Annotated in this window: 21 protein-coding genes and 1 pseudogene; 15 read left to right on the forward strand and 7 right to left on the reverse strand. The window is 72.5% G+C overall.

Going from position 1 to position 22,107, the window contains the following annotated elements; translation table 11 throughout:
• Positions 1-6: 6 nt before the first annotated feature.
• Positions 7-567 carry a peptide deformylase gene (gene def / locus ACIQKA_RS02860; RefSeq protein WP_383160325.1) on the forward strand — a complete coding sequence of 187 codons (561 nt, stop codon included), beginning with the start codon at positions 7-9 and terminating at the stop codon, positions 565-567.
• Positions 568-675: 108 nt separating this feature from the next.
• Here the strand turns inward: def and ACIQKA_RS02865 are convergent, their stop codons facing one another.
• Positions 676-1,323, reverse strand: coding sequence for a TetR family transcriptional regulator (locus tag ACIQKA_RS02865; RefSeq protein WP_383155470.1), 648 nt, complete (start codon positions 1,321-1,323; stop codon positions 676-678).
• 213 nt (positions 1,324-1,536) lie between these two features.
• Here ACIQKA_RS02865 and ACIQKA_RS02870 point away from each other — a divergent pair, with 213 nt between their 5' ends.
• Entirely contained in the window at positions 1,537-2,751 is a 1,215-nt protein-coding gene (locus ACIQKA_RS02870) for an acyl-CoA dehydrogenase family protein (protein ID WP_383155468.1), read from the forward strand.
• A gap of 60 nt (positions 2,752-2,811) precedes the next feature.
• Here ACIQKA_RS02870 and ACIQKA_RS02875 read toward each other — a convergent pair whose 3' ends face one another.
• The 6 genes from ACIQKA_RS02875 to ACIQKA_RS02900 all read right to left on the reverse strand — a co-directional run bounded on the left by ACIQKA_RS02875 (position 2,812) and on the right by ACIQKA_RS02900 (position 8,949).
• The gene (locus tag ACIQKA_RS02875; protein WP_383435693.1) at positions 2,812-3,357 is read right to left on the reverse strand and encodes a flavoprotein; all 546 of its coding nucleotides are present in this window, start codon (positions 3,355-3,357) and stop codon (positions 2,812-2,814) included.
• Between the two features lie 50 nt (positions 3,358-3,407).
• On the reverse strand, positions 3,408-4,619 hold the full coding sequence (locus ACIQKA_RS02880; RefSeq protein WP_383155463.1) for a helix-turn-helix domain-containing protein: 1,212 nt from the start codon (positions 4,617-4,619) through the stop codon (positions 3,408-3,410).
• Positions 4,620-4,834: 215 nt separating this feature from the next.
• The gene (locus ACIQKA_RS02885) at positions 4,835-5,776 is read right to left on the reverse strand and encodes a hypothetical protein (RefSeq protein WP_391093888.1); all 942 of its coding nucleotides are present in this window, start codon (positions 5,774-5,776) and stop codon (positions 4,835-4,837) included.
• Positions 5,777-5,812: 36 nt separating this feature from the next.
• The gene (locus tag ACIQKA_RS02890; RefSeq protein ID WP_402539760.1) at positions 5,813-7,441 is read right to left on the reverse strand and encodes a DUF6801 domain-containing protein; all 1,629 of its coding nucleotides are present in this window, start codon (positions 7,439-7,441) and stop codon (positions 5,813-5,815) included.
• 89 nt (positions 7,442-7,530) lie between these two features.
• Positions 7,531-8,181 (reverse strand): hypothetical protein, encoded by a 651-nt coding sequence (locus ACIQKA_RS02895; RefSeq protein ID WP_402539761.1) that lies wholly within the window; start codon positions 8,179-8,181, stop codon positions 7,531-7,533.
• 126 nt (positions 8,182-8,307) lie between these two features.
• Positions 8,308-8,949: a hypothetical protein gene (locus ACIQKA_RS02900; RefSeq protein WP_383155455.1), complete on the reverse strand. Its 642-nt coding sequence runs from the start codon at positions 8,947-8,949 to the stop codon at positions 8,308-8,310.
• A gap of 709 nt (positions 8,950-9,658) precedes the next feature.
• On the opposite strand from ACIQKA_RS02900, the gene ACIQKA_RS02905 reads away from it, so the two are divergent.
• From ACIQKA_RS02905 to ACIQKA_RS02965, 13 genes and pseudogenes are all read left to right on the forward strand, one after another.
• On the forward strand, positions 9,659-10,672 hold the full coding sequence (locus ACIQKA_RS02905; RefSeq protein ID WP_383155453.1) for an ABC transporter ATP-binding protein: 1,014 nt from the start codon (positions 9,659-9,661) through the stop codon (positions 10,670-10,672).
• Positions 10,673-10,683: 11 nt separating this feature from the next.
• Positions 10,684-11,433 (forward strand): annotated as a pseudogene (locus ACIQKA_RS02910) (MlaE family ABC transporter permease); the annotation flags it as partial.
• A 5-nt stretch (positions 11,434-11,438) separates the two neighbouring features.
• Entirely contained in the window at positions 11,439-12,245 is an 807-nt protein-coding gene (locus ACIQKA_RS02915; protein WP_053645523.1) for an ABC transporter permease, read from the forward strand.
• A gap of 1 nt (position 12,246) precedes the next feature.
• The gene (locus tag ACIQKA_RS02920; RefSeq protein ID WP_383442822.1) at positions 12,247-13,500 is read left to right on the forward strand and encodes an MCE family protein; all 1,254 of its coding nucleotides are present in this window, start codon (positions 12,247-12,249) and stop codon (positions 13,498-13,500) included.
• The gene (locus ACIQKA_RS02925; RefSeq protein ID WP_402539763.1) at positions 13,497-14,552 is read left to right on the forward strand and encodes an MCE family protein; all 1,056 of its coding nucleotides are present in this window, start codon (positions 13,497-13,499) and stop codon (positions 14,550-14,552) included. The genes ACIQKA_RS02920 and ACIQKA_RS02925 overlap by 4 nt, the downstream gene beginning before the upstream one ends.
• Positions 14,549-15,595: an MCE family protein gene (locus tag ACIQKA_RS02930; RefSeq protein WP_402539764.1), complete on the forward strand. Its 1,047-nt coding sequence runs from the start codon at positions 14,549-14,551 to the stop codon at positions 15,593-15,595. The genes ACIQKA_RS02925 and ACIQKA_RS02930 overlap by 4 nt, the downstream gene beginning before the upstream one ends.
• The gene (locus tag ACIQKA_RS02935; RefSeq protein ID WP_402539766.1) at positions 15,595-16,620 is read left to right on the forward strand and encodes an MCE family protein; all 1,026 of its coding nucleotides are present in this window, start codon (positions 15,595-15,597) and stop codon (positions 16,618-16,620) included. The genes ACIQKA_RS02930 and ACIQKA_RS02935 overlap by 1 nt, the downstream gene beginning before the upstream one ends.
• Entirely contained in the window at positions 16,617-17,891 is a 1,275-nt protein-coding gene (locus ACIQKA_RS02940) for an MlaD family protein (RefSeq protein WP_391093883.1), read from the forward strand. Before ACIQKA_RS02935 ends, ACIQKA_RS02940 begins: the two co-directional genes overlap by 4 nt.
• Positions 17,888-19,165, forward strand: a complete 1,278-nt coding sequence (locus ACIQKA_RS02945) for an MCE family protein (RefSeq protein ID WP_383435666.1) — start codon at positions 17,888-17,890, stop codon at positions 19,163-19,165. The genes ACIQKA_RS02940 and ACIQKA_RS02945 overlap by 4 nt, the downstream gene beginning before the upstream one ends.
• A complete protein-coding gene (locus ACIQKA_RS02950; RefSeq protein WP_391093882.1) occupies positions 19,162-19,692 on the forward strand; it encodes a hypothetical protein in 531 nt (176 codons plus the stop codon). Before ACIQKA_RS02945 ends, ACIQKA_RS02950 begins: the two co-directional genes overlap by 4 nt.
• A 272-nt stretch (positions 19,693-19,964) precedes the next feature.
• Positions 19,965-20,624 carry a hypothetical protein gene (locus ACIQKA_RS02955; RefSeq protein ID WP_402540240.1) on the forward strand — a complete coding sequence of 220 codons (660 nt, stop codon included), beginning with the start codon at positions 19,965-19,967 and terminating at the stop codon, positions 20,622-20,624.
• A gap of 44 nt (positions 20,625-20,668) precedes the next feature.
• A complete protein-coding gene (locus ACIQKA_RS02960; protein WP_391093880.1) occupies positions 20,669-21,211 on the forward strand; it encodes a nuclear transport factor 2 family protein in 543 nt (180 codons plus the stop codon).
• 48 nt (positions 21,212-21,259) lie between these two features.
• Positions 21,260-22,096 carry a hypothetical protein gene (locus ACIQKA_RS02965; protein ID WP_383442840.1) on the forward strand — a complete coding sequence of 279 codons (837 nt, stop codon included), beginning with the start codon at positions 21,260-21,262 and terminating at the stop codon, positions 22,094-22,096.
• Positions 22,097-22,107 lie beyond the last annotated feature (11 nt).

Raw genomic sequence — 22,107 nt, forward strand, 5'->3', positions numbered from 1 at the left:
ACCGGCATGCGAAACCGCCCCATCCCCGGCAGTTCCGGCCTGGTCCGAGCGATGAGCCTGCTCGGCGATCCCGTGCTGCACGCGCCCTGCGCGCCCGTCACCGACTTCGGACCCGAACTGGCCCGGCTCGTCGAGGACATGTTCGCCACGATGTACGCGGCGAACGGGGTGGGCCTGGCGGCGAACCAGGTGGGCGTGGGCCTGCGGGTCTTCGTGTACGACTGCCCCGACGACGAGGAGGTCCGCCACCTGGGGCACGTGGTGAACCCGCGCCTGGTGGCGGCCGACGGGGACGTGGTCAGGGGGCCGGAAGGGTGTCTCTCCCTGCCGGGCCTGGAGGCCCCGACGCCCCGTTTCGACCGCGCGGTGGTGGAGGGCGTGGACCTGGACGGGGCTCCGGTGCGGGTCGAGGGCACGGGTTTCTTCGCCCGCTGCCTCCAGCACGAGGCCGACCACCTGGAGGGCGGGGTCTACGCGGACCACGTCGCGGGGTGGCGGAGGTCACGTCTGCTGCGGGCGGTCCGCAAGCAGCCGTGGGGCGGCGGGGCGGCGGTCCTGGAGGGCTGAGGGGCTTCCGGGCGGGCCCGTCGGACGGCGCCTTCCCGGCGGGTTCCAAGGAGTGTCTCGCCGATCACGCCGGACGCGCGGTGTCCGGCCTGGTCGACAGGGCACGCCCTAGAAGCCCGGCCCGTCCGCCCGGTCGTCGGCCTCGGCCAGACGACCCCAGAGGAGGTCCGCCAGGCTGCGGACGAGTTCGGCGCGGGAGCAGGGGCGCTCGCCGAGCCACCAGTCGCCGGCCGCGTGCATCATGCCGACGATGCCGTGGCCCCAGATCCGGGCCTGGGCCTCGGCGCCGGGGCCCAGGTCGACGCGTTCGGCGATGACCTGGCCGAGCTCCTCGCCCATGCGGCGGAGCAGCGGGGCCGAGTGGCGGCCGACGTCGAAGCCCTGCTCGGTCTGGTGGGGTTCCTCGGCGGGGTGCATGAGGAAGCGGTAGACCTGCGGCATCGCCTCGATCGAGGCGAGGTAGGTGTCGAGGGTGGACTCCACCCGGTGGCGCCGGTCGGAGGGGGCGTCGAGCGCGGCCCGCAGGGCGGCGAGGAGCGCGTCGGTGTGCCGGGTGGCGAGGGCGCGGTACAGACCGCCCTTGTCGCCGAAGTGGCGGTAGAGGATCGGCTTGGTGATGCCGGCCTCGGCCGCGATCGCGTTCATGGAGGCCTTGGGACCGTCCCGGAGCACCACCCGGTCCGCCGCCTCCAGCAGCTCGCGCCGCCGCTGCTCGGCGGGCGTCTGCTGGTCGGTGGTCCGGTGCGCGATGTCCATGTGCCTGTCTCCCCGGCCGTACGGTCTCGATCCCGCGGTTCCGCGCCCGGCGGTTCCGCGGTTCCGTCTTCTGTGTCCGCCGGGCCGTCGCAACGTAACACCCGGCCCGGTTCCGGTGCCGGTCGGGCCGAACGGCTCCCGCGCAGGTTGACAGCCCCTACCCGGCGGTAACAGACTGCTGTTACCGCAAGTAACATACTGCTGGGAGGGAAAATGGGCGAGTTCACGTTCGAACTCAACGAGGACCAGAAGCAGGTGCGCGACTGGCTGCACGGCTTCGCGGCCGACGTCATGCGCCCCGCGGCCGCCGAGTGGGACGAGCGTGAGGAGACCCCCTGGCCCATCATCCAGGAGGCGGCCAAGCTCGGAATCTACTCCCTCGACTTCTACGCCCAGCAGTTCTTCGACCCGACCGGCCTCGGCATCCCCATGACCATGGAGGAGCTCTTCTGGGGCGACGCGGGCATCGCCCTCTCCATCGTCGGCACCGGCCTCGCCGCCGTCGGCGTCCTCGCCAACGGCACCGAGGAGCAGATCGGCACCTGGGTCCCGCAGATGTACGGCGACGCGAACGACGTCAAGGTCGCCGCCTTCTGCTCCTCCGAGCCCGACGCCGGCTCGGACGTCGCCTCCATGCGCACCCGGGCCGTGTACGACGAGGCCAGGGACGAGTGGGTCCTCAACGGCACCAAGACCTGGGCGACCAACGGCGGCATCGCCAACGTGCACGTCGTCGTCGCCGTCGTCGACCCGGAGCTCGGCTCCAAGGGCCACGCCTCCTTCATCGTGCCGCCGAACACCCCCGGCCTCTCCCAGGGCCAGAAGTTCCAGAAGCACGGCATCCGCGCCTCCCACACCGCCGAGGTCGTCCTGGAGGACGTGCGGATCCCCGGCCACTGCCTCCTCGGCGGCAAGGACAAGCTCGACGAGCGCCTCGCCCGCGCCCGGGAGAAGGCGAAGGCGGGCGGCGAGCGCGTGAAGAACGCCGCCATGGCCACCTTCGAGGCCTCCCGGCCCGCCGTCGGCGCCATGGCCGTCGGCACCGCCCGCGCCGCGTACGAGGTCGCCCTCGACTACGCGAGGACCCGCGTCCAGTTCGGCCGCCCGATCATCGAGAACCAGGGCGTCGCCTTCCAGCTCGCCGACATGGCCACCCGGATCGACGCGGCCCGCCTCCTGGTCTGGCGCGCCTCCTGGATGGCGACCGCCGGCAAGCCCTTCACCTCGGCCGAGGGCTCCATGTCCAAGCTGTACGCCAGCGAGGTCGCCAAGGAGGTCACCGGCCAGGCGATCCAGATCCTCGGCGGCAACGGCTACACCCGCGAGTACCCGGTGGAGCGCATGCACCGGGACGCCGCCATCTACACCATCTTCGAGGGCACCAGCGAGATCCAGCGCCTGGTCATCAGCCGGACGATCGCCAAGTAAGTCAGGTCGCCGCAGGGCGCGTTCGCCCCGCACCCCGTCCCGGGGCGCGGGGCGGACGCGTCAGAACGGCCGGAGCACGTCCCCGACCGCGTCCAGGGCGGTCCGCCACGGGTAGGCCGCCGGATCCCCCTGGCCCGGCTCGTGCGGCACGAATCCCCCCTCGCCGTACAGGACCCGCACCCCCGCGCCGCGCAGGATGTCCAGGGACAGGTCGAACCGGGGGTGCGCGGCGTACGCGGAGTTCACGCACGGCATCACCGCCATGGGGATGCGCTTCCCGATGCCCTCGGTCGCCACCGCGACGAGCCACGTGTCCGTGAGCCCGAGCGCCCACCGGTTGACCGTATTGAAGGTGGCCGGCGCCACCACGACCGCGTCCGGCTCCGGCCACACGGCCGGCTCGCCGGGCAGCCGGTGGTCCCAGCGCACGGGGTGCCCGGTGAGGGCGGCGAGGCCGTCGAGGGAGCCGGCGAGCCAGCGGGCGGCCGTCGGCGTGAGGCCGAGGCACACGTCCCAGCCGTCGGCCTGCGCCTCCTCGACGACCCGTGCGACGTCGAAGACGGGGGAGGCGGCGCTGCTGAACAGGTACAGGGTCCGATCGTTCATGACCGCCATCCGATCACACGGTGGTCGTACGGAGGCGATCCCGTCCGGACTCAGTCCTTCCGCTTCCCGTCCCTCAGGTGCAGCGAGCGCAGGACCGCTTCGAGGGCGAAGCGGCGGTCGGGGTCGAGGAGCCGGTCGCCGAAGTGGTTGTCCAGGTTCCGCAGCCGGTAGCGGACCGTCTGGGCGTGCACGCCCAGCATCTCGCCGACCTGCTCGGCCGGGGCCCGGGTGGAAACGTGGACGCGCAGGGTCTCGATCAGCCGGTCGCGCCGGCTGCCGGACAGGCCGTCGAGCGGCGCCAGTTCGCGCGCGGCGAGGTGGTGGACGAGCGCCGGGTCGGAGAGCAACCACAACGTTGTCAGGTGCTCCTCGCAGTGCACGAGCGGCGCGTCCGGCACGATGCCGTCGTCGACGAGCTGGAGGACGCGCCGGGCCCAGCGGATGGAGTGGGCGGCCTGCGGGGGCGGAACGGTCAGGCCGACGACGGCGGGGGTGCCGGCCAGGGCGGATTCGAGCATCGCGAGGCGCTCGGCGGTCAGCGGGCCGGGGATGAGCAGGTGGGGCTGGGGGAGGCTGAGGTCGGCGAGGACGTCCCGGTCGAGGCCCGCCTGGACGAGTTCGGCGACCGGCGCCCGTAAGGCGACCATGGTGCACTCGGCGGGCAGTTCCCAGGAGGACTCCCGGCACAGCTCGGCGATGGTCGTCCGGGGCAGCGGCGGTCCGGCGAGGACGAGGTGGAGGAGCTGTCTGCGCAGCGCCGCGGTGTCCGACATCGCGCGGCCCTGGACCATGACGTACCCCTCGCGGGAGAGCGCCTCCAGCTCCTCGACGTAGGCGAAGAGGGCGTCCGCGAAGGCCAGGATGAGGGTGGGGGAGAGGTTGTACGTGCGCCCGATGCTCTTGGCCCGGCGCAGCGCGATGCGGGCGCCGAGGCGGTAGGCGCCCTGGAGGGTGTCGAGGTCGCGGCCCTCGTAGGCCTCCACCCGGCCGAACTTGCGCAGCAGTTCGTCGCGGAGGGCCGAGTTCGTGCCGGGGTCGGCGACCCGGTCCACGAAGGCCGCCAGGGCCTGCTCCACGCCCTGGCGGATCGCGTCCGAGTGGGGCCCGTTGAAGAGGTGGGCGTACACGGGATAGGTCCGCTGGACCTCCACGCCGATCTCCTTGATGAGACCGGGGATCTCCGGCCTCATCAGATCGGCGAACTCCCGGGGGAGCGGGTCGATGGGCTCGCCGACGCTCGGCGGCTGTGCGATAGCGGGCATGGACCGATCCCTTGCTCTTCTGCGCGACCGGTGGGGGAACGGCGGTGCGGCGCCCTGCCCGGAGAACGGGGCGCCGCCACGGCCGTCAGGTGCGTACCTGCGGGGACTGCTGAAGCTAGGACAACTGCTCGGTGGTGTACACAACTTGCGCAGGAGTTGGCGCCCCGGGAGGGCGTGCGCCGCCGACTAGGCCGGTAATCGCCCCTGGGTGGCCGTTACTTTACGGCGGAGTGCCAGCTCTGCGAGAAGACCTTCCCGGCGTCGGGAGCGACGACGCCCGGCGCGTAGAGGCCGGTCAGATAGGTCTGGGTGTTGTTGAGGACGAGGCTGTTCTTCCCGGCGGGGGAGGGCAGGCCCGTCTTGAGGTTGACCGCGCCGTCGATCAGGCCGAGCAGCCCGAGGCCGCAGCCGCTGGCGCCGGGGACGGCGAAGGTGTTGTCGCCCTGGGTGGAGCCGAGGAGGTTGATGCGGCTCACGTCGCCCTCCTCGTTCGCGGTGCCGTCGGCGCTGAAGCGCTCCAGGCCGAACTCGGGGGCGGTGAAGTTGCGCGGGCGCAGGAGGATCGGCTTCTCCTTCGTCCCGATGTAGCAGTTGCTGCCGAGGAACGGGTTCTCCAGGCGGATCCGGACCGGGAGGGTGACGATCGGCTGGTCGGTGAGGACGCCCGCGATCTGGTCGAAGTCCGACGGGGTGCCGGCCGACTCCAGGGTGGCGGTGATCTTGTTGAGCTTTCCGTCGGAGAGCTGCTTGCAGATGCTGGTGATGAAGGGGATGTCGCTCGGACACATCAGGCCGAGCAGGCCGCCGGGGACGGTCGCGGAGTCGGCGATGATCGCGCCGGCGGGCGGGGCGACGACCGTGCTGGTGCCGTCGGAGTTCTGGATGGTGCCGATCTGGAGGTTGGTCTTCCCGGTGTTCACCGTCGTCTTGCCCAGCTTGATGGAGCCGCTGAGGGAGAAGGAGGCGACGCACTGCGGCGCCCTGTCCAGGCCGTCGGCGGCGAGCATCGCCGGGGCGTCGACGGGGCAGCGGGTGGACGGGGCCCAGCCGCCGTTCAGCTCGGGGGCGGCGGTCGCCGTGCCCATGGAGGCGAAGGCGCCGAGGGCGGTGAGGGCGGAGACGGTGGCCAGCTTCGTGCGGGAGGAGACGAGGGGCATGACGGAGGCCTTTCTGGCGGAAGGGGACGGGGCGGGTCAGCGTTCGGGCTTGGGGATCACGAGGGGCTGGGAGTCCTCGGTGCACTCGGCCGGGTTCCAGGCGTTGGGATCGACGGCACAGGACTGGCCCTGCGTCTGCTTCACGTAGTTGCCGGGGCCGGAGATGGAGGCGGTGAGGAGCCGGTCGAGGTTCTCTCCGTCGGCACCGCAGCCCTTGAAGGCCGGAATGGTCGTCTCGCCGGTGAGCGGGCCGCCGCTGGAGAGCAGGTAGCCGACGGCGTCGGTGCCGTTGACGAGTCGTCCCTTCCCCTGGAGCACCAGATGCTTCCCGGGGTGCCGGGAGGGGTCGGGATCGGCGGAGGTGAGCGGCTCCGCCGTACGGCAGGAGGGGCCCACGTCCAGTGCGACGCCGTTGACCTCGACGTCGAGGACGCGCAGGACGAGTGGTGCCCGGACCACGGTGTCCGTGGAGTTCGAGAAGTCCGACATGAAGATGCGCAGGAGCGCTTCGATCGTGATGGGGCCGGCCTGTTCCAGGACCATGGTCGCCGTGACCGGCTGGAAGTCGAAGGACAGGAAGGTGGAGGTGAAGGGCGGGGTCTGCTTGCGCCCCTGGTAGGACAGGTTGGCCGTCGACGGGACGAAGAAGTGGATCTCGTCCGTCGGAGGGGGGTAGGGGGGCTCCCCCGAGAGGCCCTGTTCGATCAGCATGCAGGACACCGGGAGGAGCGAGGCGCCTTTCTGCTTCCGCACGTTGCTGTAGCCGGTGACGTAGGCGGACAGCGACGTGGGCGTCGGGTTCTCGGTCAGACAGGGGGGCGCGGCCGGCCGGGCCGCCGGTGCCGGTGCGGTCCCGTCGTCCGCCCGCCGGCCGACCCGCGGCCCCTTCGGGGCCCCGCTCGCCCCGTTCGTGGTCTCCGGCCCTGCCGGGGTCGTCCGGTCCGGCGGGAGCGACGGCGTGGGCGGGCCGGACGAGGAGGCGGACGGCGAAGGGACGGCCGATGACGCGGGAGGGGAGGTCGGTTCCGCGGTGGGGACGTCCGCGCCGACCGGGAGGGTGACGAGCCGCGTGCGCTCCCCGGCGTCCGGGCCGGGGGCGCAGGTGACGGAGAGGGAGGCGGGAGCGGTGGCCGCGCCGTCGGCCGTGCTCGGGGCGAGGTCGACGGCCAGCGCTCCGGCGACGAGGGTCAGCTCGCCGGGGGCGTCCGTCGTCAGGAAGGGGACGTCCCCGGCCGTGGTGAGCACGAGGGGGCCTTCGGCGGGCACGGCGACGGGCTGCGACGTACCGCTCCACACGGCTTCCGCGCGCTGCTCCCCCTGGGCCACGTCGACCGCGAGCCGTGTCTCCGCCCGTACGGTGGCGGCCTTGAGCGCGGTGAGGTCGGCCACGGCCCCGGCGGGGAGCTCCACCGTCGTGGTGACGTCGGTGGGGCGCATCTCCTCGCCCACGGAAGCCCGTTCGGGGAAGGTCGCCGCGATCCGCACCGTCGCGGGCCGCTGTCCCGAAGGCAGGGCGCAGACGTAGGACAGCGCGGTGTCGACCTTCAGCGTCCCCACGGCGACGGCCGAGGCCGGGAGCAGGGGGGCGAGCGCCACGAACGCGGCGATCGTCGCGCCGCGCGCGCGGACGCGGGGAGATCGGGTGGTGGGCCCGGGGCCTCTCATCTGTGTGCTCCGCTCGGGTCGTTGGGTGCCGACGGGAGGAGGGGCCGGCGCGGGGCGCGGCAGGTCCGCGTAGGCGGGAAGCCGCACTCTTACGGGTGGGAGCCGACGATCGTCGGAACGGTGGCGGTGCCCGTCTTCTTGAGCAGGTAGCCGGCCTTGACGATCAGACTGGCGCCGACCGGGGCGGAGGCACCGCAGTTGGTCTGCGAGACGACGGGCAGACCGCCGGTCGTGCCGGCGAGGGCCAGCCTGCCCGTTGCGTTGGTGTAGGTGGCGGGTATCGTCCCGCGGACGCGGAAGACGCAGGCACCCCAGGTGACCCTGATGTCGACGTCGCCGAGGTGACCCGCGGTGACGCCGGTGGAGGCGTCGTGGTCCCGGGCGACGAAGGTCCAGGGGGTGGTGGGAGCGAAGCTCATGGTGCCGAGCACGCTGCTGCAGGGCGCGCCGGAGGCGCCGAACGCGAAGGAGTCGACGGTGCCGACGGTGGCGGGGTTGCCGGTGGCGCTCCTCAGGCCGCCCGAGAGGGACGACCGCGAGCACGTCACGGCGATGCCGTTGTCCTCGACGAGTTCGATGAGCACGACGACGTTCGCGCTGTTCGTCGCGGAGACGCCGACCGGTGACGGACCGACGGTCCAGACGGTCGAGGGGGCCGCCGACGCAGGGGCCGCCGCGAGGACGAACGCGGCCGCGGCCGCTCCGGCGGCGATGCCGCGCTTCCTGATCGGCTTCTTCACGGTGCGGGACTCTCCTCGGCGGGCGTCGCCCCCCGCGTGCGGGAGCGGAGGGGTGGTGGGGTGCGCGGACAGCCCGCGCCCGTCCGGCCGGTGGCGCCGGCCGGACGGACACGGGTTCGCGGACCCTTACGGGTTGGAGCCGACGATCTGCGGGATGGTCGTGGTGCCCGTCTTCTTGACGAGGTAGGCACCCTTGAAGAGCGGCTTGGCGCCGACCGGCACCGCCGCGCCGCAGCTGGTCGACGACACGACGGTCAGCTCGCCGGCGACGCTGTTGACGGTCAGCTTGCCCGTCGAGTTCTGGTACGTGCCGGAGGCCTTGCCGGTCACGCGGAAGACGCAGGCGCCGACGGTCACCTTGGCGTCGACGTTGCCGACGTAGCCCGAGGTGATGCCGGTGGAGGCGTTGTAGTCCTGGGCCACGATGGTCCAGGGCGTGGTGGCGACGGTGGTCACGTTGCCCAGGACGCTGGTGCAGGGCGAGCCGGAGGCGCCGAAGGCGATGGCGCTGATCGAGGCGACGGTCGCCGGGTTGCCCGTGGCGTTGAACAGCGAGGCCGAGGCGGTCGACTGCGTACACGTCATGGCGATGCCGTTGACGCTCAGGACGATGTTCCCGGTGTTCGTCGCGGAGGCGGCGATCGGGGACGGCGCCGGGCTGACGGTCCAGACGGTCGAGGGCACCGCGGTGGCCGGGGAGATCGCGAGGGCGAGGGCGGCGGAGGCGCCACCGGCGACGACGGCGAGCTTTCTGATGGGCTTCTTCATGGCTCTGGGACTCTCCTTGGGGATTGACCAGCAGAAGGGTGGCCGCATGGAGGGGGACGAGCGGCCGGCGGCCTGCTGTTCCCTGGCCGCGAAACCTGACGTTACTTGCGGGAAACTTAGCTGAACAATGGCGAAGTCCATGATTCTTTTAAGTCGCCCCATTGCCTGTCAAGTGGGTGAGCGATAACGGGAATCGGCTTGGTCCCTGGGTGCGCAATGTCGACAATTATGATCGATCGTCCGGAGGGGCGGAACGAGCCGCGACGGCAAGGGTCCGAGTGGCCCCGGGAGGCCTGAATTCGCTCTTCCCGATGACAAGTCGGAGAGCGCGACTGTTTCCGCGATGACAAATATCCGGCCGTTCTTGCCCGTCTTCCGAAAACTCGGAACCCGGTATTGCCCCGGGAGGTTACTCGGCCGTAACGTTCCCCGGGCGGCGCTCAGTCGCAGGTCGGCGCAGCCCCGTGGGCCGACCGGATCACCGCACCGGAGCCGAACTCCACCGCCGGAGACCCGCCCTCCGGGCCCTGGGGAGAAGCGACGCCCGCTGTATCTCGGCGGAGACAAAGACCGCTCCGGGGTTTGTCTCCGCGGTGACAAGAACGGCAATGGATCAAGGATCGCGGCGACGCGCCTATTGTCCCGGTGATCCGCGCCGACTTAACGTGCGCCCGCAGCGCACGCCCGACTCGCGCCTGCTGGAGGTGGTATGGGAATCGAAGTAGCCGTTGAGGGTCTGACCATGTCCTTCGGCAAGCAGAACATCTGGCAGGACGTGACGCTGACATTGCCGGCCGGAGAGGTGAGCGTGATGCTCGGCCCTTCCGGAACCGGCAAGACGGTCTTCCTGAAATCGCTCATCGGACTGCTGAAACCCCAGCGGGGCCGTGTCCTCATCAACGGGGTCGACATGGTCAGCAGCCCCGAACGCGACATCTACGAGACCCGCAAGCTCTTCGGCCTCATGTTCCAGGACGGGGCCCTCTTCGGCTCCATGACCCTCTTCGACAACATCGCCTTCCCGCTGCGCGAGCACACCCGCAAGCGGGAGTCGGAGATCCGCCGCATCGTCATGGAGCGGATCGAACTCGTCGGCCTCCTCGGCGCCGAGGGGAAGCTGCCGGGCGAGATCAGCGGCGGCATGCGCAAGCGCGCCGGCCTCGCCCGCGCCCTCGTCCTCGACCCGCAGATCGTGCTGTGCGACGAACCGGACTCCGGGCTCGACCCCGTCCGCACCGCCTACCTCTCCCAGCTCCTCATCGACCTCAACGCGCGGATCGACGCGACGATGCTCATCGTCACCCACAACCTGGACATCGCCGCCACCGTCCCCGACAACATGGGGATGTTCTTCCGCGGCAACCTCGTCACCTTCGGCCCCCGCGAAGTCCTCCTCACCAGCGACGAACCGGTCGTCACCCAGTTCCTCGCCGGCCGCCGCGAAGGCCCCATCGGCATGTCCGAGGAGAAGGACGCCGCCACCCTCGCCGCCGAGGCGGACGGTGCCGGAGGCGTACGGGCGGACGCGCCCCGCGTCATCGTCCCGCAGCTCGAACCCTCGCCCGGCCTGCCGCCCCGCGCGGCCGTCGCACGCCGCCGCGAACGGGTCCTCGGCATGCTCGACCGGCTGCCGCCCGCCGCCCGCACCGCCATCCAGGACACCTACGCGCGGACCGCCGGGGCGCCCACCCCGCGCGTGCCGGCCGCCGGGAGCGGCGCGTGATCACCGGCGCGCTGCGGCAGACCGGCCGCCTCTTCGCCCTCGCCGCCGAGGTGAGCCGGGCCGTCTTCCGGCGCCCCTTCCAGTTCCGGGAGTTCATCGAGCAGTTCTGGTTCGTCGCGAGCGTCACCATCCTGCCGGCCGCGCTCGTCTCGATCCCGTTCGGCGCCGTGATCGCCCTCCAGGTCGGCTCGCTCACCCAGCAGCTCGGCGCCCAGTCCTTCACCGGCGGCGCCAGCGTCCTCGCCGTCATCCAGCAGGCCAGCCCGCTCATCGTCGCCCTCCTGATCGCCGGCGCCGGCGGCTCCGCCATCTGCGCCGACCTCGGCTCCCGCAAGATCCGGGAGGAACTCGACGCCATGGAGGTCATGGGCGTCTCGCCCGTGCAGCGCCTGGTCGTCCCGCGCGTCCTCGCCACCATGGCGGTCGCCGTGCTCCTCAACGGCATGGTCTCCGTCGTCGGCACCCTGGGCGGTTACTTCTTCAACATCATCCTCCAGGGCGGCACCCCCGGCGCCTATCTCTCCAGCTTCTCCGCCCTCGCCCAGCTGCCCGACCTCTACATCAGCGAACTCAAGGCCCTGATCTTCGGGTTCATCGCGGGCATCGTCGCCTCCTACCGGGGACTCAACCCCCGCGGCGGCCCCAAGGGCGTGGGCGACGCCGTCAACCAGTCCGTCGTCATCACCTTCCTGCTGCTGTTCTTCGTGAACATGGTGCTGACGGGCATCTACCTGCAGATCGTCCCGCCGAAGGGAGGCTGAGGCCGATGGCCTCCCCGTTCGTCTGGCTCGACCGCTCCGGCGACCAGCTCCTGTTCTACGTCAGGGCGCTGCTCTGGATCCCGCGGACCCTGCGCCGCTACCTCAAGGAGGTGCAACGGCTGCTGGCCGAGGTCGCCTTCGGCTCCGGCGGCCTCGGCGTCATCGGCGGCACCATCGGCGTGATGGTCGCGATGACCCTCTTCACCGGCACCGTCGTCGGCCTCCAGGGCCACGCGGCCCTCGAACAGATCGGCACCGCCGCCTTCACCGGCTTCGTCTCCGCCTACTTCAACACCCGGGAGATCGCCCCGCTCGTCGCCGGCCTCGCCCTCTCCGCGACCGTCGGCGCCGGCTTCACCGCCCAGCTGGGCGCCATGCGCATCAACGAGGAGGTCGACGCTCTCGAAGGCATGGGCATCCGCTCCATGCCGTACCTGGTCACCACCCGGATCATCGCCGGCGTCGTCGCCATCGTCCCGCTCTACGCGATCGGCCTGCTCTCCTCCTACCTGGCCTCCCGCTACGTCACGGTCCTCTTCAACGGCCAGTCGGCGGGGACCTACGACCACTACTTCAACCTCTTCCTGTCACCGACGGACGTCCTCCTGTCGGTGCTCAAAGTGCTGATCTTCAGCGTGATGGTGATCATCGCCCACTGCTACTACGGCTTCCGCGCCTCCGGCGGCCCCGCCGGCGTCGGCATCGCCGTCGGCCGCTCCGTGCGCAACGCCATCGTGCTGATCAGCGTCACCGACTTCTTCCTGTCGCTGGCCCTCTGGGGCGCGACCACGACCGTGAAGGTGGCGGGGTGAGATGAGCGATCCACGAGGCGAGACCCTGCGCCGCCGGTCCGCCGGCGTCGTCTTCCTGCTGGTGCCCGCCCTGCTCGCCTGGCTGGCGGTCGCCGTCTACGAGAAGCGCTTCACCGACTCCGACCCGGTCGTCGTCGAGACCGGCAGCATCGGCAACGAGATGCACCTCGGCGCCGAGGTCAAGCTGCGCGGCGTCGTCGTCGGCGAGGTCCGCGCCATCGACACCACCGGCACCGGAGCCCGGCTCACCCTCGCCATGCGGCCCGGGACCCTGGACCACGTCCCCTCCGACGTACGCGCCCAGATGCTGCCCACCACGCTGTTCGGCGAGCGGTTCGTCGCCCTCGTACCGCCCGGGAACCCCTCGGCGAAGCCGCTCGGCCCCGGAGCCGTCATCCCCGAGGACCGCTCGGACAACGCCGTCGAACTCCAGCAGGTCCTCGACAACGTCCTGCCGCTGCTGACCGCCGTCCAGCCGCAGAAGCTCTCGGCGACCCTCTCGGCCGTCTCCCAGGCCCTGGAGGGGCGCGGCGACCAGCTCGGCGACACCCTCGGCCGGCTCGACGCCCACCTGCGCGAGTTCAACCCCCACCTGCCCGCCCTCAACCGCGACCTGAAAGAACTCGTGAAGGTCAGCCACCTCTACGCGGACGCCGCCCCGGACATCGTCACCGCGCTCACCGACTTCACCACCACCAGCGGCACCCTCGCCGAGAAGGAGGCCGAACTGGCCGGCACCTCCGGCGCCACCACCCGGACGGCCCAGGACCTGACCGCCTTCCTGCGCCAGAACAAGGACAACATCATCCGGCTCAGCGCCACGAGCAGGCCCACCCTGGAGCTGCTCGCCGAGTACTCCCCGTCCTTCCCCTGCACCCTGCGCACCCTCGCCCAGTTCGTGCCCGCCATGGACAAGGCGCTCGGCAAGGGCACCAACCGGCCGGGACTCCACGTGAACGTCACCAACGTGCCCGCGCGCGGCGCCTACGTCCCCGGCCGCGACGCCCCCTCCTACGGCTCCGGCGGCGGCCCGCGCTGCCACCCCGTGCCCTACCTCGGCGTCCCGGCCGCGCCCGCCGCCCGGGCCTCCGCCGCCGCCGACCAGGACCTCGGCCCCGCCAACTCCCCGCAGGAGAACGACCTCGTCAACGAACTCCTCGCCCCCGCCGCGAAGAAGCGGCCCGGCGACCTGCCGGACTGGAGCAGCCTCCTCGCCGGACCGGCCTTCCGCGGAGCGGAGGTGACCCTCCGATGACGAAGCCCCCCGCCCACACGCGACGGCGCGGTCTGACCGGGACGGTCCTGAAGTCCCTGGTGTTCGTCCTCGTCACGGCCCTCGCCACCACCATCCTCGGCCTCAGCATCGCCAACACCGGCGTCGGCTCCGCCACCCGCTCGTACAAGGCGCTTTTCACCGACGTCACCGGCCTCTCCGAGGGCGACTCCGTCCGCATCGCCGGGGTGAAGGTGGGCGAGGTGACCGGCGTGCGCGTCGTCGAACGCCGCACCGCCCAGGTCACCTTCACGGTCCGCGAGGACCGCTCCCTGCCCCGCTCCGCGACCGCCGCCGTGAAGTACCTCAACATGGTCGGACAGCGGTACGTCTCCCTCGACCGCGGCAGCGGGGACCTCGCCGGCACCCTCCAGGACGGCGACACCATCCCCCTGGAGCGCACCACGCCCGCGCTCGACCTCACCCTGCTGTTCAACGGCTTCAAGCCGCTGTTCGAGGGCCTCTCGCCCGCCGACGTCAACGACCTCGCCGGCTCCCTCGTCCAGGTCCTCCAGGGCGAGAGCGGAACCGTCGACAGCCTCCTGCGCCACATCGGCTCCCTCACGAAGACCGTCGCCGCCAAGGACAAGGTCATCGGCCAGGTCGTCACCCACCTCAACACCGTCCTGACCACCCTCAACACCCGCGAGGCCGGCTTCAACGAGCTCGTCGTCACCCTCCAGAAGCTCGTCACCGGCTTCAACGCCGACCGCAAGCCCCTCGGCCAGGCCGTCCAGGCCATCGGCGACCTCACCACCACGACCGCCGGACTGTTCCAGGAGGGCCGCGCGCCCCTCAAGCAGGACATCCGCGAACTGGGCCGGCTCTCCGGGAACCTCGGCGAGAACACGCCCCGCATCGAGTCCTTCCTCGCCAACACCCCCGCCAAGCTGACCGCCCTGGCCCGCCTCTCCTCGTACGGGTCGTGGTTCAACCTCTACCTCTGCGAGGCGCGCGTGAGCGGCGTGGGAACCTCCGACGGCTCCAAGCCCCCGACCGGCGTCGCCGTCACCGAATCGAGGTGCCGCGGATGAGCCCCCGCCCCCGGTTCAAGCCGGTCAAGGAACGCAGCCCCGTGGCCGTCGCGGTCGTCGGGCTCCTGCTCCTCGCCCTCCTCGCCGCCCTGGCCTACAACGTGGAACGGCTCCCCCTCGTCGGCGGCGACACCGCCTACAGCGCCGACTTCACCGAGGCCGCCGGACTCGACGAGGGCGACGAGGTGCGCATCGCCGGCGTCAAGGTCGGCAAGGTCACCGCAGTCGCCCTCGACGGACCCAAGGTAAAGGTGACGTTCGAGGTCGGCGACGCCTGGGTCGGCGACCGGTCGACCGCCGCCATCGCCATCAAGACCCTCCTCGGGGAGAAGTACCTGGCGCTCGACCCGCTGGGCTCCGCCCCGCAGGACCCCGGCACCCGCATCCCGCAGTCCCGCACCACCTCCCCGTACGACGTGACACAGGCCTTCCAGGACCTCAGCGGCACCGTCGACGCCCTCGACACCGAGAAGCTCGCGGAGAGCTTCGAGACCATCTCCGACACCTTCGAGAACTCCCCGCCGCACGTCCGCAACGCCGCCACCGGCCTGTCCGAGCTGTCCCGGTCGGTCTCCAAGCGCGACACCGAACTCGCCCGGCTCCTGGAGAACAGCAAGAAGTTCACCAAGACCCTGGAGGACAAGAAGTCCAGCTTCGAGACGCTCATCGAGGACGGCGGCTCCCTGCTCGGGGAGCTCAAGAAGCGCCGCGACGCCATCCGCGCCCTGCTCAGGGGCAGCAGGGAACTGGGCACCCAGCTCGGCGGCCTCGTCGGCGACAACGACCGGCAGCTCGGCCCGACCCTCAAGGCCCTCGGCCGCGTCACCGCCGTCCTGGAGAAGAACAGCGGCCAGCTCGACAAGACCCTCGCGCTCGTCGGCCCGTACTACCGGCTCGTCGGCAACACCCTCGGCAACGGGCGCTGGTTCGACAGCTACCTGTGCGGCGTGGTCCCCCGGAGCTACCTGCCCGAAGCCTCGCAGCCCACGACCGGATGCCTGCCGCCGAAACAGACGGCGACGGCCAAGGGGAGCGGTGAATGATGACCAGGCCCAGAACGCCCCTCGCCGCCGGAGTCGCCCTCGTGGTGCTCGCCGCCTGCGGATTCGTCGCCGTACGCGTCCTCGAACCCGACGGCACCCGCATCATCGCCTACTTCGACCGGGCCGTCGGCGTCTACGCCGGATCCGACCTGCGCGTCCTCGGCGTGCGGGTCGGGGAGGTCGAGTCCGTCGAACCGCAGGGCACCCGCGTCCGCGTCCGGCTCCGCCTCGACGAGGGCGTCCGCGTCCCCGCCGACGTCCGGGCCGCCGTCGTCGCCCCGAGCATCGTCGCCGACCGCTACGTCCAGCTCGCCCCCGCCTACAGCACCGGCCCCGCCCTTGCCGACGGCGCCGAACTGCCGGCCTCCCGCAACCGCGTCCCCGTCGAGATCGACCAGCTCTACGCGTCGATCACCGACCTGAGCGAGGCGCTCGGCCCGAACGGTGCCAACTCCTCCGGCGCCCTGTCCGAGCTCCTGAACACCGGCGCGAAGAACCTCAAGGGCAACGGCGCCTCCATCGGCACCTCCATCGAGGAGTTCGGCAAGGCCGCCAAGACCCTCGACGGCAGCAGCGAGCAGCTGTTCACCAGCCTCGCCCAGCTCCAGACCTTCACCACCATGCTCAAGGACAAGGACGGCGACGTCCGCACCGCGCAGGAGCGCCTGGACGAGGTCGTCGGCCACTTCGCCGACAACAAGGACGACCTCACCGGCGCCCTCAAGGAGCTCGGCAAGGCCCTCGCCCAGGTCAAGACCTTCATCAAGGACAACCGCGGCGAGCTGAAGAAGAACGTCGACCGGCTCGTGCCCCTCACCCAGACCCTCGTCGACCAGCGCGCCTCCCTCGCCGAGGCCCTCGACGTCGGCCCGCTCGCCGCCGGCAACCTCGTCAACACCTACAACCCGGCCACCCGCACCCTCGACGGCCGCGCCAACCTCAACGAGATCAGCCTGGGCGGACCGCTGCTCCCGCTGCCGGTGGCCGGCGGCTCCGCGACGGGCACCGGGAAGGGGGAGCGATGAGCCGCGGCACCTCGCCCTCGGGGAAGCTCCTCGGCGCCGGAGCCGTCGCCACCGTCGCCCTCGGCCTGGGCATCGCCGTCGTCCTCGGCGCGGTCCCCGCGAACCCGCTCCGGTTCGACGGCATCGAGGACCTCCCGCTGCCCGGCGGCGCCGACCTCGGCCCCCGCCCCTACACGGTCACCGCCGAACTCCAGGACGTACTGAGCCTCGTGCCGCAGTCCGCGGTCAAGGTCGACGACGTGGCCGTCGGCCGCGTCACCGCCATCGAGCTGGTGCCCGGCAGCTGGACCGCCCGGGTCACCCTGAAGATCAACGGCGACGTCCGGCTGCCCGCCGACGCCGGCGCCCGCCTGGAGCAGTCCAGCCTCCTGGGCGAGAAGTACGTCCAGCTCGTCGCGCCGGACCGGAGCGGCGCGGAGCGGGGCGGCGCGCGGCAGGCGGCCGCACGGCAGGACGACGGCGGGCGGCTCGTCGACGGCAGCGTCATCCCGCTGGCGCGCACCAGCCGGAACACGGAGGTCGAGGAGGTCTTCGGCGCCCTGTCCCTGCTGCTCAACGGCGGCGGCGTCAACCAGCTCAAGACCATCACCCGGGAGCTCAACGCGGCGCTCGGCGGACGCGAGCCCGAGGTCCGCTCGATGCTGAGGCGGGTGAACACCCTGGTCACCGACCTGGACGCGCACCGCGGCGACATCACCCGCGCCCTCGACGGGATCAACCGGCTCTCCGCCACCCTCGCCGGCCGCAAGAAGGACGTCGACACCGTCCTCACCGGTCTCTCGCCCGGCCTCAAGACGCTGGAGAACCAGCGGGGCTCCCTGCTCACCATGCTGCGCGCCCTGGACACCCTGTCCGGCGTCGCCGTCTCCACCGTCAACGCCAGCAAGAAGGACATGGTCGCCGACCTGAGGGCTCTCGCGCCGACCCTGAAGGCGCTCGCGGACGCCGGTGCCGACCTGCCCGAATCGCTCCAGGTCCTGCTGACGTACCCCTTCACCGACGAGGTGATGCGGGGCATCAAGGGCGACTACCTCAACGCCTATCTGCACCTCGCCGCCGCCCCCGGCACCGAGGTGATCCCGCCCCTGATCCCCAAGACGGAGCCCACCCCCACCCCGTCGTCCCCGGAGACGACCGACCCGGAACCCGAACCCGAGCCCGAACCGGAGCCCGAGCCGGGTGCCCGCCAGGGGCAGGGCGCCGGACCGACCCTGCCGCTGCCCCCGGTCCGCACGGGCGGCACCCCGACGCACGGAGGCGAGAACCGGTGATCACCCGCACCGTACGGCTGAAGAACCTCGCGTTCCTCGTCATCGCCGTCCTCGTCCTCGGTTTCGTCGGCGTCCGCTACGCGGACCTCGGCCGCCACGTCGGCGTCGCCGACCACTACACCGTCAAGGTCCACCTCGCCCGTACGGGAGGCCTGTTCACCCACTCCGACGTCACCTACCGGGGCGTCTCCGTCGGCCGCGTCGGCGACATCGGCCTCACCGCCGAAGGGGTCGTCGCCGACCTGCGCATCAAGAAGTCGGCCCCCCGGATCCCCGCCGACGCGCGGGCCGTGGTCGCCGGACTCTCCGCCGTCGGCGAGCAGTACATCGACCTGCGTCCCGAGAGCGACGGCGGCCCCTACCTCGCCGACGGCGCCCGCATCGAACAGGACGACACCCAGGTGCCGGCCCCGGTCACCGACGTGCTCGCGAGCATGAACGACCTCACCTCCTCCGTGCCCCTGGAGTCCCTGCGCACGGTCGTCGACGAGTTCGGCAAGGCCTTCGAGGGACACGGCGACGACCTCCAGGCCCTCCTCGACAACGGCAGCGCGTTCGTCCAGGCCGCCGACCGGGCCCTGCCGTCCACCACCCGACTCATCGAGGACGGCGAGGTCGTCCTGCGCACCCAGGCCGACGAGAGCCGCGCCATCCGGGGCTTCGCCACCGGCGCGCGCGACCTCGCCGCCGCCCTCAAGGGCTCCGACGCCGACCTGCGGCGCGTCCTGACCGTCACCCCCGACGCGGCCGGCCAGGTCAGCGGCCTCCTGCGGGACCTCGACCCGAGCCTGGGCGTCGTCCTCGCCAACCTCCTGACCACCTCGGAGGTCGCCGTCACCCGGCAGCGCGGCATCGAGGAACTCCTCGTGAAGTACCCGGCGGCCGTCTCGGCCGGAGCCACCGTCGTCGACGGCGGAAAGGTCAACTTCGGCATGGCCGTCACCTTCTTCAAACCGCTGCCCTGCACCTCCGGGTACGGCGGCACTCGCTACCGCAACGGCCTCGACCTGGGCACCGCGCCCGCCCTCAACACCGGCGCGGCCTGCACGGGTTCCGCGGCGGCCGGGGTCAACGTGCGCGGCTCGGCGAACGCCCCGAAGGGCGGCCCCGTGCCCGCCCCCGCCAAGCCGGGCTCCCTGCCCTCGGGCAGCGCGGCCGGTACGGCGGACCCGCGGAAGCAGGCCCTGCCGGGCGCGCTCGCGCTGCCCGGCCAGGGCGCCGGGCCGACGGACATGGCCGGGCTCCTCGGCCTGGGCACCGGGAGCGCGCGATGAGGCGGGCGAGGATCCTCGGCACCGGCGCCCTCGTCGTCGCCCTCGGCTTCTGCGGGACCGGCGCGTGGACCTACGCGCAGGCCCGCTCCGACGAGGGCCTCTCCTTCGGCCGCGAGCGGGACGCGGCGCTCACCGAGGGCCGGCAGCGCCTCACGGTCCTGAACACGCTGGACGCCTCGACCCGCGAGCGCGCCGAAGCGGGCGTACGGGCCTGGCGCGAGGCCTCCACCGGCCCGCTCCGCACCGAACTGGGCCGCACCGCGCCCGCGGTGGGCGCCTCGGCGCGGGCCGAGGTCACCGAGGCCGCGCTCACCGCGCTCGACACGCGCGCCGGTACGGCGAAGCTCATCGCGACCGTGCGCGTCGACGTCACCCCGCGCGGGGGCACCGCCCCGACCGCCGACCGCAAGCGCCTGGAAGCCGTCCTGAACCGCACCGGCGAGAACACGTGGAAGGTCGCGGCCCTGAGCGCGGTCCCCGTCGCCGGCGCGGAGGAGAACGAGAAGAAGGAGGGCGGGGACGAGTGACGCGACTGCTGCGCGGAACGGTCCGGGGCACCCCGGAGGGCACGGGGGAAGCGCCCCGGGACGCCTCGCCGGGCCCGGAGCCGGAGGGGACGACGACCGGGCCGGCCGGGGACACGGACGGGAGGGCTCAAGACCCCGGCGCGACGGCGGCCGGGGCGCCCCCGGACGCCGCCGCCCCGACGGACGCACCCGCCGAAGAGGGCCCGGACGCCCGGGACTCAGGGACGGGCGCCCAGGACTCGGAGGACTCAGGGACGGACACCCAGGACACCCTGGACTCAGGGACGGACGCCCAGGACGCGGAGGACTCGAGGTCGGGCGTTCACGACGCCCGGGACTCAGGGACGGACGCCCAGGACGACGGCGGCAGCGGCCCGGGCGCCGCCACCGGGGACGCCCGCGACGAGGGCGGCACCGCCACCGGCCGGTTCACCCCCCGGCTGCGGCGGATCGCCCTCCTCGCGACCGTCCTCGCCCTCCTCCTCGGCGGGAGCGCGTTCTTCTACGGGGCCCACCAGCTCCGGTCGACCCCGTCGGCCCGCAACCACGCGCTCACCGACACCGCCGCCACCACCCGCGTCGGCGGCGACGTCGGCGAAGGCCTCGCCCGGGTCTTCTCCTACGCGCCCGCCCGGCCGGACGCCGCCGAACGCTCGGCCGGAACCGTCCTCGGCGGACGCGCCGCCCGCCAGTACGCCGACCTGTTCGCACAGGTCCGCGCGGGCCTGGTCGAGCAGCGCGTCACCCTCACCACCCAGGCCGTCCGCACCGGGGTGATCGAGCTCAAGGGGAACACCGCGCGCCTCCTCGTGTTCCTCGACCAGACCTCGCGGCGGGGCGAGGCGCCCGCCACGTCCGCGGCAGCCCAGCTCACCGTCACCGCGGAGTTCCGGGACGACCGGTGGCTGATCGTCAACATCAAGGCCCGCTGAGCGTGAGCACGCGCCCACGCACGAGCGGGAGACGGGAGAACCCCATGACACGCGCGGTCCGCACCCCGGCGGGCACCCGCCCGGCCCTGGCCGTGGCCCTCGTCCTCACCCTGGTCGCGGGCGCCTTCGCGGCCTGGGCGGGCCGGGACTGGTACGCCGCGGCCCACGACGACTCCGCCGCGTACGCCGTGCAGCGCGACCGGGCGCTCGCGGCGGGGGAGCAGGCCGTGCAGAACCTCAACACGCTCGACCACCGGCGCGTGGACCAGGGCCTCGACCTCTGGGAGTCCTCCACGACCGGCGAGCTGCACAAGCAACTCGTCGACGGCCGGGCCGAGTTCGCCGGGCAGGTGAAGGCCGCGAAGACGGTGACCACGGCCCGGGTGCTGTCCGGCGCCGTCACGGAACTCGACGACCGCGCGGGACGGGCCCGGCTGCTCGTCGCCCTCCGCATCACCGTCACGACGCCCGACAGCAAGAGCACGGACAAGGACAGCCGCATGCTGGGCGAACTCACCAGGACCGACGGCCGGTGGAAGCTCAGTGCTCTGGGGCAGGCCCCCGTGGGCGGCACGGCGGCCGGCTGACCGGACCGCCCCCGCGAGAGCCGCCCGCACCCGAAAGGACGACGCACGATGCCCACGCCCCGCCACCACCTCAACCGCCAGCGCCGCCGCCAGGCGCTCGCCGCCGCGCCCGAGGGCACGGCCCCCCGCCCCCGCGCCTCCGTGGGCCTCCTGACCGGGCCCGCCACCGAGCCCCGGCGGCGGACGGCGGCGCAGCCCGTACCGGAGAAGGACGGAACACGGGAGGAGGACGGAACACCGGAGAAGTCCGTACGGGAGAAGTCCGCGGGAGGGCGGACCGGGGCATCGGAGGGGGCCGGGGAGCCGGGGCGGAAGGCAGCCGGGGACAGGACCCGGTCACGCCGGCTCGTCCCCCTCGTGGTCCTCTGCGCGCTGACCCTCCTCCTCGGCGGCTTCGCCGGATGGGCGCACAGCCGGGCGGGAGAGCTCCGCGACGACCCCGCGCGCGGCAACACCGCCCTCACCGACCTCGCCCGCACCAGCGAGATCAAGGGACAGACCGCCGCGGCCGTCGCCGCGCTCTTCTCCTACGACCACGCCGACACGGCCCCCTTCGAGAAGGCCGGGAAGACCCTCCTGACCGGGAAGGCCGTCGAACAGCACCGGACGCTGCTCGGCGGGGTCCTCGCCCGGGCGGCCGAGCAGAAGACGGTGATCACCACGGCGGTCACCGACAGCGCGGTCGAGCGGATCGACGGCGAACGCGCCCGGGTCCTGGTCTACGCCGACCAGAGCAGCGTGAGCACGGCCGGGACCGCCAAGACGGGCGGCAAGCAGCCGAAGGCACAGGACCAGGGGGTCTACGCGGGCGCCATGTTCGCCGTGGACGTCGTCCACCGGGACGGCCGCTGGCTCGTCGAGAACATCGACACCTTCGGCCGCTGAGCGGCCACTGC

Origin of the sequence: Streptomyces sp. NPDC092045 (assembly GCF_044756005.1) — a bacterium.
In the GTDB taxonomy this organism is placed as follows: Bacteria; Actinomycetota; Actinomycetes; order Streptomycetales; family Streptomycetaceae; genus Streptomyces.